Source organism: uncultured Ruthenibacterium sp., assembly GCF_963558415.1.
In the GTDB taxonomy this organism is placed as follows: Bacteria; Bacillota; Clostridia; order Oscillospirales; family Ruminococcaceae; genus Ruthenibacterium.
In genome coordinates, this window is the sequence record NZ_CAUWGY010000055.1 from 1 (window position 1) to 15,389 (window position 15,389).

General features: G+C 52.0%; 17 protein-coding genes. All 17 read left to right on the forward strand.

The features are described 5' to 3' along the window. The coding region (locus AB5H98_RS09405) for a hypothetical protein (protein ID WP_367925656.1) at window positions 1-288 on the forward strand (288 nt) is incomplete at its 5' end. 30 nt (window positions 289-318) lie between these two features. Next, window positions 319-1,005 carry a tRNA (guanosine(46)-N7)-methyltransferase TrmB gene (trmB, locus tag AB5H98_RS09410; RefSeq protein ID WP_367925657.1) on the forward strand — a complete coding sequence of 229 codons (687 nt, stop codon included), beginning with the start codon at window positions 319-321 and terminating at the stop codon, window positions 1,003-1,005. A 319-nt stretch (window positions 1,006-1,324) separates the two neighbouring features. Next, a complete protein-coding gene (locus tag AB5H98_RS09415; RefSeq protein WP_367925658.1) occupies window positions 1,325-2,665 on the forward strand; it encodes an MFS transporter in 1,341 nt (446 codons plus the stop codon). A 16-nt stretch (window positions 2,666-2,681) separates the two neighbouring features. Continuing rightward, entirely contained in the window at window positions 2,682-3,791 is a 1,110-nt protein-coding gene (locus tag AB5H98_RS09420) for a CdaR family transcriptional regulator (protein ID WP_367925659.1), read from the forward strand. Next, window positions 3,788-4,684 carry a DMT family transporter gene (locus AB5H98_RS09425; RefSeq protein WP_367925660.1) on the forward strand — a complete coding sequence of 299 codons (897 nt, stop codon included), beginning with the start codon at window positions 3,788-3,790 and terminating at the stop codon, window positions 4,682-4,684. Before AB5H98_RS09420 ends, AB5H98_RS09425 begins: the two co-directional genes overlap by 4 nt. Beyond that, window positions 4,684-6,009 carry a C69 family dipeptidase gene (locus tag AB5H98_RS09430; protein ID WP_367925661.1) on the forward strand — a complete coding sequence of 442 codons (1,326 nt, stop codon included), beginning with the start codon at window positions 4,684-4,686 and terminating at the stop codon, window positions 6,007-6,009. Before AB5H98_RS09425 ends, AB5H98_RS09430 begins: the two co-directional genes overlap by 1 nt. A gap of 34 nt (window positions 6,010-6,043) precedes the next feature. Beyond that, window positions 6,044-7,183 carry a glycerate kinase gene (locus tag AB5H98_RS09435; protein WP_367925662.1) on the forward strand — a complete coding sequence of 380 codons (1,140 nt, stop codon included), beginning with the start codon at window positions 6,044-6,046 and terminating at the stop codon, window positions 7,181-7,183. Window positions 7,184-7,320: 137 nt separating this feature from the next. Further along, entirely contained in the window at window positions 7,321-7,806 is a 486-nt protein-coding gene (gene rimP, locus AB5H98_RS09440) for a ribosome maturation factor RimP (protein WP_367925663.1), read from the forward strand. 43 nt (window positions 7,807-7,849) lie between these two features. Further along, complete coding sequence (gene nusA, locus AB5H98_RS09445; protein ID WP_367925664.1) at window positions 7,850-8,932, forward strand: transcription termination factor NusA; 1,083 nt, start codon at window positions 7,850-7,852, stop codon at window positions 8,930-8,932. A 19-nt stretch (window positions 8,933-8,951) separates the two neighbouring features. Continuing rightward, complete coding sequence (locus tag AB5H98_RS09450) at window positions 8,952-9,233, forward strand: YlxR family protein (RefSeq protein WP_367925665.1); 282 nt, start codon at window positions 8,952-8,954, stop codon at window positions 9,231-9,233. Continuing rightward, the gene (locus AB5H98_RS09455) at window positions 9,223-9,552 is read left to right on the forward strand and encodes a L7Ae/L30e/S12e/Gadd45 family ribosomal protein (protein WP_367925666.1); all 330 of its coding nucleotides are present in this window, start codon (window positions 9,223-9,225) and stop codon (window positions 9,550-9,552) included. The genes AB5H98_RS09450 and AB5H98_RS09455 overlap by 11 nt, the downstream gene beginning before the upstream one ends. Beyond that, window positions 9,549-11,921: a translation initiation factor IF-2 gene (gene infB, locus AB5H98_RS09460; protein ID WP_367925667.1), complete on the forward strand. Its 2,373-nt coding sequence runs from the start codon at window positions 9,549-9,551 to the stop codon at window positions 11,919-11,921. Before AB5H98_RS09455 ends, infB begins: the two co-directional genes overlap by 4 nt. A gap of 60 nt (window positions 11,922-11,981) precedes the next feature. After that, on the forward strand, window positions 11,982-12,332 hold the full coding sequence (gene rbfA / locus AB5H98_RS09465) for a 30S ribosome-binding factor RbfA (protein WP_367925668.1): 351 nt from the start codon (window positions 11,982-11,984) through the stop codon (window positions 12,330-12,332). Window positions 12,333-12,357: 25 nt separating this feature from the next. Next, entirely contained in the window at window positions 12,358-13,320 is a 963-nt protein-coding gene (locus tag AB5H98_RS09470; protein WP_367925669.1) for a bifunctional oligoribonuclease/PAP phosphatase NrnA, read from the forward strand. Continuing rightward, a complete protein-coding gene (truB, locus tag AB5H98_RS09475) occupies window positions 13,305-14,186 on the forward strand; it encodes a tRNA pseudouridine(55) synthase TruB (protein ID WP_367925670.1) in 882 nt (293 codons plus the stop codon). Before AB5H98_RS09470 ends, truB begins: the two co-directional genes overlap by 16 nt. A 6-nt stretch (window positions 14,187-14,192) precedes the next feature. Then, a complete protein-coding gene (gene ribF, locus AB5H98_RS09480) occupies window positions 14,193-15,122 on the forward strand; it encodes a riboflavin biosynthesis protein RibF (RefSeq protein ID WP_367925671.1) in 930 nt (309 codons plus the stop codon). Continuing rightward, a partial coding sequence (locus tag AB5H98_RS09485; protein ID WP_367925672.1) for a hypothetical protein occupies window positions 15,119-15,389 on the forward strand: 271 nt, incomplete at its 3' end. The genes ribF and AB5H98_RS09485, both read left to right, overlap by 4 nt.

The window sequence follows — 15,389 nt, forward strand, 5'->3', positions numbered from 1 at the left end:
GTGACGGTGATTGCCTGGGCCGTGGGACCGAACGGCAAAGTGCTCAAGACCAGCGGCACAATGGAAGTGACATTGCATCGAGGCGGTCTTGAAGCCAAAAGAAATGCAGATGGCAGCTTGGAAGTAATCAGCTATGCGGATGGCAACCTGGACGGCCTTTCGGAAAAACGGGTGTTGAAGGAAACGGAGTATACTCTTGAGGAAAGCGGCGACGGGACCATTACGGTGCGGGCCAAAGAAAAACGCTTAGGCACCTGTACGCTGGAAATTCCGAAGGACCCGAGCTGACAGATAACATTTGGAAAGGATTTTGTTTTTATGCGCATGCGCTTTAAACCTTATGCAGGACCCGAATTGCGGGCCTGTGCGTTCCACGTCAATGAACCTATGGAGCAGCGGGGAAAGTGGAACTCTTTATTCGCTCGGCCGGACCAGCCGTTGCATTTGGAGCTGGGATGTGGCAAAGGTGGTTTTCTTGCCAAGCTGGCGGTGCAGCATCCAGAAATCAATTACGTGGGCATTGATTTGACGGACAAGGTATTGATTTTGGCAAAGCGGAACATTGACCGGGAGTATGCAGCGGCGGGTCGTCCGGTGGATAACGTGCTGATTCTGACGCATGACATCGAGCGCATTCCGGGGATGATGTCCGGTGCGGCGGGAGATCGGGTAGAGCGGGTCTACATCAATTTCTGCAATCCGTGGAACAAGAAAGCAGGGCACAAAAAACACAGACTGACGCATACAAAGCAGCTCCTTTTGTACCGTGAGTTTTTGTGCGACGAAGGAGAGATATGGTTCAAGTGCGACGATGAGGACCTGTTTGAGGACACGCTGCACTATTTGCCTGCCGCGGGCTTTGAAATCACTTGGATGACACGGGATCTTCACGCCGATGAACCTGACTGGAACATCCGTACCGAACATGAAAATATGTTCACAGAAATGGGCATTCCCACCAAGGCGCTGATTGCCAAAAAGGGAAAATTGTCAGAAACTGTTTAAAAAAACCGCGCACGTTTACAAAACGTGCGCGGTTTTTGTTTTTTACGGCAACAGACCGCATTCAATGTTTGACAAAACATGAAAAAGAAAGGCCGAATCGTTTCCTTTTTGCCTTGGTTTTGTGTTACACTGAAAAACGGAGTAAGAAGTATGGTTTTGTATTGACGGTACAGTCAGAGAATTTCTTTTTGGTTAAGGGTGACAATGACAGGGCGCCCAGTTTTGGATACAATGTTTACAATGAATAAAAAACAAGGGCAAGTACGAAAAATATTGTGAATTACGTACAAACACCTTGGCAAGTAAGGAGGATTTCATTGTGGACAATCAAAAACTTACAACGAAAGAAATGATATGTTACGGAATCGGTGATATTACAGCGAATCTGTATCTGAAGTTCATTTCGCTTTTCATGATCGTGTTCTACACAGACGTGTTGGGGATACCGGCGACCATAGCGGGTATCATCGCCATGTTGAGCCGATTCTTTGACGGTGTGAATGACATGTTCATCGGATACTTGTCCGACCGCACAGGTCATTACAAACGCTGGATTTGGTGGGGCTCGATTGTAACGGCGATTACTTTTGTAATCATGTTTACCAATTTTGATTTGAGTCCGCAAAAGCAAATCGTATTCGCGCTGGTCTCGTTCTGCATTTGGACATTGATGTATACTACTTACGCGATTCCGTTCAATGCATTTGCGTCCACTATGACGCAGAGCACCGAAGAGCGCACAAAGCTCAATGCGATTCGCTTTGCCATTGTGGCCATTCCCACTCTGATTATCTCCATTGCGACTCCTTATCTTAAAAGCGGTCAAAACGGTGGCGACTCCTATTCCAAAACCGCGCTGTTGTTTGCGATTCTGGCAACAATTTGCTGCTATATCTGCGTTCGAAACGTAGTAGATCGCTCTAAAAAACCCGGACCCAAACAGCGTACAGGAGCCAAAGAATATTTCCGTACTGTTTTTGGAAACAAACAGTTGCTGATCATCAGCTTGGCGTTCTTTTTGTGCACGCTTGCAAGCACCATTTACAACGCAGCAATGCCGTATTTCTTCAACTACCACTTTAATTCTCCCCAACTGATGTCCGTTATTCTGTTCTTGGACGCATTTATTTCGGCAATTGCAGCGCTTTCTGTTCCTTTCATTGCGGCGAAAATCGGAAAGAAAAAATCGCTTTTGATTTGCGGTTACTCCTTTGTAGTGGCCAGTATGCTTCGCTTCTTTGTGCCGGGCAGTGCGGTTGTCGTAATCGTCACCAGCATTGTGTGTGCATTTATGCTCAGTGCCCGCCTGGCCCTGTTCTTTACGATGGTTGCGGATACCACGGACTATGGAATGTGGATGACCGGCAAAAATGTGCGTGCCATCAACTATGGTTTCTACACATTCTCGCAAAAGTGCGGCATGGCAATGGGCGCGTCCATTGTAGGTATTGTGCTGGATCTGTTCCATTATGTTCCCAATGAAGTGCAGACGCCGATTGCTTTGACAGGTATTTTGGTCGTTTATTGCGTGATTCCTGCGGTATTGATGCTTTTGATGTCCTGCACCGTACACGGATGGAAATTGAATGAGAGCTTTATGCACAAGATCGTGCAGGAGCTGAACAGCAAAACGGAAGAAGCCCAGCAGGCAAATTCATAAATAAAGGGTGAAAAATATGCACTTGGATAAGGTCATTGCGCAAAAAATGGTGGACCGAATGATGCAGAATCTGGGATACAATATCAATATGATGGATGCGCATGGAGTCATCATTGCCAGTGGCCAACCAGGGCGTGTAGGCAAGGTACATATGGGCGCGCGCCAAGTGCTTGATACGCGTGCGGCGGTAACGGTTTTTGAGCCGAGGAACGAAGAAGGACACAGCAGTCAGCCGGGAATCAATATGCCGTTGTATTATCAGGGCGAGATTGTAGGTGTTGTTGGAATTACAGGTGACCCGGCTCAATTGGGCAGCATTGCACCTATGATTCAGTTGACAGCAGAGCTGTTGCTGGAGCAAGAGTCCATCAGTAACCGCCGCAGCATGGAAAAATCTGCACAAAGTTGTGCAGTCAGTCAGTTGCTGACATTGAAAACGCAGCAGGATGCCGAGATGGTGCTGCAGTGGGCCCGCCGTGCAGGGTATGATTTGCGCCGGCCCAGGGCGGTATGCTTGCTAAAAGCAGACGAGGTAGGTCGGCTTGCTTCGGATATGCGTCATGCCGGAATTTTAAATGACCAGGATATTGTGCAGGAATTAGTGGATGATACAGTGGTGATTTTAAAGAGCGTAGAGGATTCTCTTTGCTGGCACGAAGCGATCCGGATGAATTTTGAACCTTTCGTATGTGAGAAGAACGCCGTTTTGGCAGTGGGCGATCGTTGCTGTGACTTTGCCACTTTAAAATACAGTTACCGGCAGGCGCAATACTTGTTGCAAAGCCATACTCAGAAGGGAGTGTTTATGCTCCGAGACGAGATGGTGGCATATTTGGTGCACACCTGTCAGGCAAGAACCTTGCCGGAGAGCTTGGAAAAAGAATGTCAGATTCTTCAGGGAATACCCGATATGAGTCAAACCGTGCAAGCCTTGTGTGAGTGCAACATGAATCTGGCCCAAACGGCAAAACAACTTTTTGTGCACCGCAATACGGTTGTGTTCCGGTTGCAGAAAGTGCGTGAGCTGTTGGGGTTGGCTCCTTTTGAGCGCGAGGCAGATCGAATTCATTTTCATGTTTTGGCAGCGGTATTAAAAGAGCAAGAGCAAAAAGGAGAAACCTCGTGAAAGGAAAAGGTGTACTGGCAGTTTTGATTGCCTCGGTGGCCTATGGGGTCATGCCTGCACTTACGCGCACGGTGCAATTATCTGGATTGAATGCGGAGAGTCTGGTGTTTTATCGGTTTTTACTCTCTTTTGTGTTTTCGGCCCTGGCAGTGGCCATACAGGGATTTGGCGGTGTGACGCGCAAACAACTGTTTCATCTGTTTTTGTTCGGAGTCAGCGGATGCGGTGTGACCATTCAACTGCTTACCCTGTCTTACCAGCGGATTCCAACCGGATTGGCCACCATGTTTCATTTCGCATATCCGCTTTTCGTAATACTGATTTTAGCGGCATTTTTTCGCGAAAAGATGCGTTTGTATCAGTTGGTGGCGTGCATTGTGGCCTTTGTCGGAATAGCGGCCATGGCGGACTTTGCATCGGGCGTGGATGTAATGGGAAGTGCGTTGGCGCTGCTTTCAGGTGTCAGCTACGCAGTGTTTGTGATTGCAGGCCGGAAAAGTTCGTTTGTGGTTTTGCGGCCTTTGGTAGTGATCTTGTTTGTAAGCTTTTTTTCGGCGGGCGTTTTCGGAACGAAGGCCGCCGTGCAGGGCCGGCTGATGCTTCCGTCCTCCTTAGGCGTATGGATGCTGCTGGCGGTCATCAGCTTGTTTTGTACCGTGCTTGCATTGGCAATGCTCACGGTGGGAATTCGAATTTTGGGGCCTACTACGGCTTCCATGCTGAATATGCTGGAACCGGTGACCAGCGTTGTGACGGGGATTTTGGTGTTCCATGAAGTTTTGACGCTGCGCACTGCGTTGGGATGCGTTTTGATTTTGTGTTCTACCCTTATTATTGTGCTCGGAGAAAAAACTCCGGCGCGAGTGGAAAATGAAAAGGAGGCAAGAGAATAATGGAATTCTATTCTTGTGATACAATGGTGGCGCTGGGCAACAGCACCCGTTCAGGAAACATCCTATTTGCAAAAAACAGCGATCGTCCGGTCAACGAAGCGCAGCCGCTCGTCCAGTTTGAAGCGGCAGACCACGCGCCGGGCGAAGAAGTGAAATGTACTTATATCACCATTCCCCAGGTGGCGCATACCTACCGGGTAATGGGTTCGAAACCCTATTGGCTATGGGGCTTTGAGCACGGAATGAACGAGCACAAAGTCGTTATTGGAAACGAAGCGGTCTGGTCCAGAGAAGAGGAAGAAAAAGAAAATGGTTTGTTGGGAATGGATCTGCTGCGCCTCGGTTTAGAGCGAGGAAAAACGGCTTACGAAGCAATGCACGTCATCATTGCTCTTTTGGAACAATATGGCCAGGGCGGCAGCGCGGCCGTTGGAAAAGCATTTCATTATCACAACACCTTTTTGCTTGCGGATCCTACGGAAGCTTGGATTTTGGATACGGTCAACCGTCGTTGGGTAGCGCGGCGGGTGAAGGATGTTGCAGGAATTTCCAACTGTTACAGTACAACGACGGAATGGGACGAGGCCAGCCCGGATTTGAAGGAACATGCCTATGAGATGGGCTGGTATCCCAGGGAACTTCCATTTGATTTTGCAAAGGCATACAGCGCTATGTCTGCCAAGCACCGGGCGGCACATCCTCGTTGGATGCGCCTGAATAAGTTGCTTTGCCAAGCAAAGGGAGATATCACTCGGGAAACACTTCAAAAAATTCAGCGCGACCATTTTGAAGGAGAATTGATCGAGCCGCGTTTCAGTCCTGCGGATGGTCTGCACGTTTCGATTTGCATGCACAGCATTGATCCGGATGCGAGCAAGACGGCAGCGGCGGCCGTTGTCGAATTAACTCCGGATAAACCGCTGGTGTGGTTTAATGCTCTTTCCAGCCCGTGCGCATCGGTGTACGTTCCCTGTTATATTGAGGGAGAACTGCCGCACTCGCTCAGCAAGGCGGGCGCCAAGTTCAGCGAGGATTCTCTGTGGTGGAAATTTGAGCGGTTAAACTACAAGATCGAGGAAGATTATCCGAGATTTATTGGAACCGTGCGCTCCGTGTGGGATAAACTGGAGAAAGAAATGGCGGAAAAGGCGGATGCGTCTCGCCCTGCACAAGAGCTGACCAATGCAATGATGCAGGACTGGAAGGTGGTCGAAGAGCAAGTTGACCGTCTTTATGCTCAACTGGAGAGCGATGACCAGACGTGTACGCAGCCGCAGCGTATTCCTTACCTGAAAAAAGCGCGTCAGGAAGCGGGAATCGAGTAAACGCGGAACACCGCAGGAAAGGGAGCTGCTGCTCGTGAGAAAATTTGTTGTGATTCCGGATTCCTTTAAAGGAACCATGAGTTCCCACACGATTTGTTCGATCATGGAACAGGCGATCAAAAGAATGATTCCAGATACACAGGTTGTTTCCGTTCCCGTGGCCGACGGCGGCGAGGGAAGTGTGGATGCCTTTTTGCAGGCGGTGGGAGGAGAAAAACGCCGCTGCACAGTGCAGGGTCCATACGGAGAGCAGACAGAGGGCTTTTTTGGACTTCTCCCGGACGGAACCGGTGTGGTGGAAATGGCGGCGGCCGCGGGTTTGCCCATGGTGGGAGGAGCTCGCAACGCTGAGCGCACGACCACCTATGGTGTGGGACAATTGATGGCTGCGGCTCTGGACGCAGGTTGTAAAAAACTGGTGGTAGGCTTGGGCGGCAGTGCTACCAACGACGGCGGCTGCGGTGCGGCGGCTGCGCTGGGAGCAGCGTTTCTTGACCGGAACGGAACTCGTTTCGTTCCGGTAGGACGTACTTTGGAACAGGTGGACCGGATCGATTTAACAGGTTTGCATCCCCGTTTGAAGACGGTGCCGGTCATCGCCATGTGCGATGTGGATACACCCCTGTGTGGTCTGGCAGGTGCCGCGGCGGTATTTGGCCCCCAAAAAGGGGCGGATGCGGCTATGGTCGCTCGGTTGGATGCAGGACTTCATCATTTTGCGCATGTGGTCCTTCGTGATACGGGAAAAGAGATCCTGAATTTGCCCGGTGCAGGTGCGGCCGGCGGTATGGGCGGTGGTATGGCCGCTCTGCTGGGTGCGCAGATGCAGATGGGCATCGAAACGGTTCTGGATACCGTGGGGTTTGATGCCATGCTGCAAGGAGCCGATCTGGTGTTTACCGGAGAGGGAAAACTGGACACCCAATCCTTACGGGGAAAGGTCGTTTTAGGCGTGGCGCATAGAGCGCAAAAGGCCGGTGTTCCGGTCGTAGCTGTGGTGGGTGATATAGGAGACCATATTGAAGAGGTGTATGACCAGGGTGTCACAGGAGTGTTCAGCATCAACCGGGTGGCTATGCCCTACGAAGCCATGAAGTCCCGTGCGGCGGATGATTTGCGTCTGACCATGGAAAATCTGCTTCGCTTTTACTGCATGCCTCAGGCGAGAAAATAAAAAGAGGCCGAAAACAGGGCTTGCACAATGAAAAGAAATGTGCTATATTCATATGGTACGATATATTCTATGGAAAGAGTGGACCGAAAGGCCCGCTCTTTCCTGTTGTTAGGGCCTTGTTGGACGGGAGGTTTTGCATGGCAAAAGAGAAGATGGGCGGTACAGTGCAGATTGTAGAAGCACTGGTGACGCCTGTGTTGGAAGAACTGGGATTGCGCCTTTGGGATGTGCGTTTTGAAAAGGAAGGGCCAGATTGGTTTTTGCGCATTTTCATTGATCGCGATACTCCACTGGACATTGCAGCGTGTGAGGCAGCCACCCGAGCCATCAATCCGGTGATCGATCAGGCGGATCCTATTTCCCAAAGCTATTATTTGGAAGTAGGCGGACCGGGTTTGGGACGCAAGTTGACGCGGGATTCACACTTTGCTGCCAAATGCGGGCAGAAGGTGCTGGCGCATCTTATCCGTGCCAATGATGCGGGCGAGCGAGAAATAAAAGGTCTTTTGCGCAAAAAAGAGGGAACGGCCGTTACGCTGGAGCGTGAGGACGGTTCGTTGGTGGTCATCGACACAAAGGATGCAAGTTATTTCAAGCTGTGCGACGATGAGGACCTGTTTTGACCTTTTGTCAGATAAATCATAGAGAAGGACGGAGATCGGAAAAATGAACGCAGAATTTTTTGAAGCACTTTCCATGCTGGAGGCGGAGCGTGGCCTGCCGGCGGAGTATCTGCTGGAAAAGATCAAGAATGCCATTGTCATCGCGGTCAAGAAGGACTACGATGTGGAAGATGAGAACGTTTCTGTGGAGATTGACCCGACCAGCGGAAAATTTAATGTGTATCTGCTGAAGGAAATCGTAGAAGAGGTGGAGGACACCCGCACGCAAATCGGCCTTGAGGCTGCACAGGCAAAACGCAAAACTTACAAGTTGGGTGATATGTTCCAAATTCCTCTCAAGACCAAAGATTTCGGCCGAATTGCCGCTCAGACCGCAAAGCATGTGATTCGCCAAGGCCTGAAAGAGGCTGAGCGCAGCCAAATGTATGCGGAAATGCAGTCCAAGGCGCATGAGATTGTATCGGCTGTGGTTACGAACATCGATCCGCAGCGAGGAATCGTTACTTTGGAACTGGGCAAAGGCGGTGTGGCAACTTTGCCCCGCAACGAACAGGTTCCGGGTGAGGTACTCACCGAGGGACAGCATTTGCAGGTCTATGTGGTGGATGTCGTGGAATCTGAGCGCGGTCCGCGCATGATGATCAGCCGCACACATCCCGGCCTTGTAAAGCGCATGTTTGAGATGGAAGTGCCGGAAATTTTTGATGGCACAGTGGAGATCAAAGCCATCAGCCGCGAGGCGGGTGCTCGCACAAAAATGGCCGTGTGGTCCAAGGACGAGAATGTGGATCCTGTGGGCGCATGCATTGGACCGCGTGGTCAGCGCGTGGCTAAGATTGTGGAAGAACTGGGCGGCGAAAAGATTGACATCGTCCGCTGGAGCGAAGATCCTGCCAAGTTTATTAGTGAGGCGCTCAGCCCTGCCGATGTAGTGGGCGTGGAGATCCTCGAGGGCGAGGTCCGTTCTTGCCGCGTGACGGTGCCGGACCATCAGCTCAGCTTGGCCATTGGAAACAAAGGACAGAACGCACGCCTGACTGCCCGGCTGACCGGCTATAATATTGATATCCGGCCCGAGAGTGGCTATTATGGCGAGGAGCCGCCCGTTAAAAAGACCGAAGAATAAGATTCGGAAGGAGACCTGTATGACCCAGAGAAAAATTCCGCTGCGGCGCTGCAATGGCTGCGGCGAGTCAAAACCCAAGAAGGAACTGGTGCGTGTGGTGCGCGCGCAGGATGGCACGGTGTCACTGGATTTGACCGGTAAAAAGCCCGGGCGTGGCGCTTATGTATGTCCATCGGCTGCCTGTCTTGCCAAGGCGCGCAAAGCCAAGCGCATCGAGCGGGCGCTGGAGGTCTCCATTCCCGATGAAATCTATGAGGCCATGGAGGCCGAAATTGAAAAAGGGGAGCGAAATGCACAATAAGCTGTTGTTTGCGCTTTCCCTGTGCCGCAAGGCGGGCGCCCTGGTCATGGGGTTTGATACGGTGAAAGACAGTGTCAATCAGGGAAATGCGTGTCTGGTGCTTTTAGCCAGTGATCTTTCCCCGGCCACACGAGAGCGTGTGGTTCGGTTTTGTCAAAACGAGATAGAAACGGCAGATATGCCTCTGACTCAGTCCGAGCTCTCTGCCGTCAGCAAAAAGCCTGTGGGTGTATTTGCTGTCACCGATGAAAACCTCGCGGTGCTCTGCCGCAAAAACCTAGACGCCTGCGCGGCGTCCGTTAAGGAGGAACGTCCATGATTAAATATAAATTGAGCGATGTGGCTAAAGACTTGAACATTCCGGCCAAAGAGTTGCTGGAAATGGTCAGCGAGCTGACGGGAGAGGCGAAAAAGCATACTTCGCCCCTGACCGATGCGGAGCTGAATCAGTTGTTTGAGAAGCTGACCACACAAAACGAGGTGTCCAGCCTGGATGCTTATTTGTCCAGCGTGCCCGACCCCAATGCCCCTGCTGTCGAACAGAACAAGCCGGAGGAGAAAGAGCCCGCAAAGCCGCAGGCGGCACCTGCGAAACCGGCACCCCAGAGACCCCAGCAGCAAAAGGCACCTGCGGCCAAGCGCAAAGAGCGTATCCGCATGCCCAAAGAGGAGAAGGCCAATCGTCCCGTGCCCGAAAAGCGCGAGGTGGTTACCGTCACAGTCGATACGCGTGTGTCGGACGTAAACTTGGATAAATTCAACGAGAAGTACACGGATTTGGCCAATACCAAGAATGTGGAAAATCGCCGCAAACCGACGCCGGCAGGCAATAAGCAGAAATTCGGCAACAAGAAAAATCGCAATCAGACTTTCCAGAAAAAGCGGGAGACCGAAGCAGAGAGACTGCAACGCATTCAGTTGGAAAAGGCCCGCAAGGCACAACTGAAGGTCTCTATCCCCGACGAGATCACAGTGGGAGAACTGGCAACCCGTTTGAAAGTCAATGTGGCACAGGTCATCAAGAAATTGATGGGCTTGGGCGTTATGGCTTCCATCAGTGAGGCAATCGACTTCGATACGGCTTCTCTGGTAGCGGAAGAATTGGGCGCAAAAGTGGAGCACGAAGTGCATGTTACCATTGAGGAGCGCCTGTTTGAGGTGGACGAAGACAAGGAAGAAGATTTGGAGGAGCGTCCGCCGGTAGTTGTGGTCATGGGCCACGTAGACCACGGAAAAACTTCCATTTTGGATGCCATTCGTAAGACACGGGTCACTGCGGGTGAGGCCGGCGGCATCACCCAGCACATCGGTGCTTATCAGGTAGAGAAAAACGGAAAGGTCATCACTTTCCTGGATACTCCGGGCCATGAGGCGTTTACTTCCATGCGTGCCCGCGGAGCCAACTTGACGGATATTGCCGTTCTGGTTGTGGCTGCGGACGATGGCATCATGCCTCAGACAGTGGAGTCCATCAACCATGCCAAAGCGGCAGGAGTTACGGTGATTGTCGCCATCAACAAGATGGATAAACCGACTGCCAATCCCACGCATGTTATGGAGCAATTGACGCAGTACGAGCTCGTACCTGAGGAATGGGGCGGCGAGACCATCTGTGTGCCTGTTTCCGCGTTGACTGGCCAGGGCATCGAAGATCTTTTGGAGAATATTTTGTTGGTGGCCGAAGTCAAAGAGTTGAAGGCAAATCCCAACCGCCGTGCCAAAGGTGCGGTCATTGAGGCGCGTCTGGACAAAGGACAGGGACCTGTGGCTACCATTCTGGTTCAGAAAGGTACGTTGCATCAGGGCGATATCGTCATTGCCGGTACGGCTGTGGGCCGCGTGCGTGTCATGCGGGACGACCAGGCCAATGTGCTGAAAGAGGCCGGCCCCTCTACACCTGTGGAAATTACCGGTTTGACCGAAGTGCCCTCTGCAGGCGATATTTTTGATGCGGTCGAGGACGAAAAACTGGCTCGTGAGCTGGCTGACAAACGCGCAGCGGAAGCTAAGGAAAAGCAGTTCGCGGCTTACAAGAAGGTAACGTTGGACAATCTGTTCAGCCAGATTGCTGAAGGCGAGCGCAAAGAGTTGGCCATCATTGTAAAAGCCGACGTACAGGGCTCTGCGGAAGCAGTGAAACAGTCTTTGGAGAAATTGTCCAACGACGAAGTTCGCGTGAAAGTCATTCACGCAGGTGTAGGTGCCATCAATAAATCCGACGTTATGCTTGCCAACGCCGGCAACGCCATCATCATCGGATTCAACGTTCGTCCGGACCCGATCGCCAAGGAAGAGGCGGTTCAGGCGGAAGTCGAGATGCGCATGTACCGCGTCATCTACGATGCAATCAACGATGTGACGGACGCTATGAAAGGTATGTTGGCGCCGAAATATCGCGAAGTGGAACTGGGCCGTGCCGAAGTGCGCAACGTGTTCAAAATTTCCTCCGCCGGCACCATCGCAGGTTGTTATGTGCAGGAGGGCAAGATTACCCGCTCTGCCAAAATCCGTCTTGTGCGTGATGGCATCGTCATCACCGAGGATGAGATCGACTCGCTGCGCCGCTTTAAAGACGATGTCAAGGAAGTGGCGGCCGGATACGAGTGCGGCGTGGGACTTGAGAAATTCTCCGATATCAAAGAGGGCGACGTGTTCGAGGCCTTTGTGATGGAGGAATACCGCGACTGAGCGTAGGATACACAGAGAGCGGAGAACCCGCTTTCTGTGGTTCTGGAAAGGAGAAAATCTATGCCGCAAAGCAAAAATATGGCGCGTTTGTCCGAGGATATGAAACGGGAACTCATCCACGTGATCGGGCAGATGAAGGATCCTCGAGTCCAGGGATTTTTGACGGTGATGCGTGTGGAACTCGCACCGGATTTGTCCAGCGCCAAGGTTTATGTGAGCAAGATGGGCGCGGACGATGCCACCAGTGAGGCCGTAAAGGCGCTGAACCGCGCTGCAGGTCATGTGCGCAGCGAAATTGCCGCGCACATGCATATCCGCAAAGCACCGGAATTTCGCTTTTTTGCAGACGATGGTGCCAAGTATGCTACCCATATCAATGAACTGATTGCGGAACTTAAACGGGAAGAGTAACCCGCTGGGCAAAAGAGGAGAAATTATGAGTGAAATTTTGGACCTTGTGGCAGCCATCAGCCGTTTGCTGAAGGCAGAGAACATTCTGCTTTTATGCCACAAAAATCCGGATGGCGACACCATTGGCAGCGCGGCGGCGCTGTACCATGTGCTCAAAAGTCTGGGAAAAACCGTAGCGGTGGTATGTTCCGACGAGATCCCCGCACGTTATGACTATATGGAAATCGGCATGTATGACGGTTCGTTCGATCCTAAATACATTGTGGCGGTGGATGTGGCCGGCATTCAGTTGTTTGGCGATCCGGTGTCTCAGTACGCGGACAAGGTCGACCTTTGCATCGACCATCATCCGTCCAACGGCGGTTACGCGGACGCTTTGCTCTTGGACGGAGAGGCGGCTGCTACGGCCGAGTTGATGTACAGTTTGTTTGAAGCTATGGACACCACCATTACTCCGCTGATTGCCAATTGTCTGTACACGGGTCTTGCTACGGATACCGGTTGCTTCAAATTTGCGAATACAACGGCGAAAACGCATGTTGTGGCCGCAAAATTGATTGAGGCGGGCGCGGATCTTGTAAAGCTGAACAACATTTTGTTTGAGAGCAAGTCCCGTAGCCGGTTGGAAATCGAGCGCATTGCACTGGAGAGCCTTGAGTACCATTTCGATGGTGCGTGCGCCATTATTAGCCTGACCAAAGAACAGATCGAGCGCACCGGCGTGGAGCCTTTGGATTTGGAAGGAATCACGAGCCTTCCCCGCATGATCGAGGGTGTGCGTGTGGGTATTACTTTGCGTCAGCAGCCCACGGGCAGCTACAAAGTCAGCGTTCGCACAGAAGTGGGTGTGGATGCTGCGGAGATTTGCGCTCATCTGGGCGGCGGCGGCCACAAGCAGGCAGCCGGCTGTGAAATTTTGGGAAGTATGGAAAACGCGAAGGCAGCGCTGCTGTCGGAAGTGGAGCGTGCTTTGTGCAAGGAATCCTGATCATCGATAAACCCGCTGGGTTCACGTCTTTTGACGTAGTGGCCAAGCTGCGGGGCATTTGCAAAACAAGAAAAATCGGACACAGCGGCACACTGGACCCAATGGCGACCGGTGTGCTGCCCGTGTTTATTGGCGGTGCGGCAAAAGCGGTAGATATGCAGCAAAATACCGATAAGGCTTACGATGCGGTGATGCTGCTGGGGCGCCGTACAGATACCGGGGACATTACCGGTGAAACTTTGTCCCAAATGCCGGTTCCGGCCGGACTGGATGAGAAGGCCATCCGCCAAGTGCTGGAGCGCTTTGTGGGACCTCAGATGCAGCTTCCACCCATGTATTCGGCGGTGAAGATAAACGGTCAGCCTTTGTATAAGGCGGCCCGCCGAGGCGAAGTGGTGGAACGAAAACCCAGACCGGTTGTCATTCACTCGCTGGAGCTTACCGGATGCGTTGCAGAAAATCAATACGCTTTGCATGTGAGCTGCGGCAAGGGCACCTATGTGCGCACGCTGATGGAAGACATCGGAACTGCGCTGGGCGTACCTGCTACGTTGGCGGCGCTGCGCCGCACGCAGGCTGGCCCTTATTCACAGAACGAGGCAGTGAGCCTGGAACAGGTGCAGAAAGCTCGGGATGAGGGACGATTGGAACAGCTTCTGTTAAGCGTGGAAACGGTATTTCATCATCTTGACTTGATTCGGGTAGATGCGCAGGGAGAAAAACGTCTGCTCAATGGAGCTCCGGTGTACCGGTGCGATGTGGAGAACGGACTGTATCGCATTCACCGGGACAATGTGTTTTTGGGCGTGGGCCGTGTGAAGGACGGCACACTTTATACGGAAAAATTGTTTGTGGAAAGGGTGTAATGGCTTTTGAAGCGATTCACCGAACTTTGCAAAATTGAATATGGCGCTGGTTCGGCCGTGGCATTGGGCTATTTTGACGGCGTGCATCTGGGCCATCGTGCGGTTCTCGGAAGCGCGGTGGAATATGCTCGCCGCCACGGTCTGACGGCTGCGGCGTTTACATTTACACTGCCTGTGTCCGGAGGCTTCAAAGGTCAAAGAATTTTGACTGGTGAGGAAAAGCGCCGGCGCATTGCGGCGCTGGGGATGGATGTGTATCTGTGTCCGCCTTTTGAAGAATTCCGCGCACTGTCGCCCCGTCAGTTTGTGGACGATGTGCTGGCGGGCAATTTTGGCGCCCGCGCAGTTTTCTGCGGGGAGGATTTTACCTTCGGCAAGGATAAGGCGGGAAACGTAGAAGTTTTGAAGAGCCTGTGTGGCGAACTTGGAATTGAAGTCCACGTGGTGCCCATGGCGCAGTACGATGGTCAGACCGTGTCTTCCACCCGAATTCGCGGCTGTTTGGCCCGGGGTGAGATTGAGCAGGTCAATGCAATGCTGGAACAGCCGTATTGTCTGCGTCGCACAGTGCAAAGGGGAAAAGGACTGGGGCATACATTGGGCTTCCCCACCATCAATCTCACATATCCCGAGGGAGTTTTGGTCCCTAAAAGTGGAGTCTACATCACGCAGGTGACGCTGGCGGATGGAAGCAGCTATCCAGGCGCTACCGGATTGGGAAGCCGTCCCACTGTGAACGATGATGCAGCAAGCATTACTTGTGAAACATTTCTTCCGAATTTTTCTGGAAATATTTACGGAGACGAAGTAACGGTTTCCTTTTTTAAGTACTTGTGGCCAACTGAAAAATTTGCCGATGTAGATGCGCTCGCCGCTATGGTTCGTCGTGCGGCGGCTGCCTCTTTGGACCATTTTGATAGGAATTTTGCGCAATGAAGAGCAAAAAAATAGTAGTTTGGATACAAAAAAACGCGTTTCGCATCTTGTGTGCATGCCTTCTGTTGCTGTGTATACCCATGGCGCAGCAAAGTTTTCGGCACAATGAGCTCTCTGGCGGAAATCTGCAGGGGGAAAATTATTCCAACCCCATTGTCAAAGACCAGGAAATACATATTTTGTTCTCGCCGAGATCTGCACAACTGTCTTCGATACAGTTTCGTTTGGTGGATGTCGGGGGCGGCGATGAGAACGCAGATGTGACCG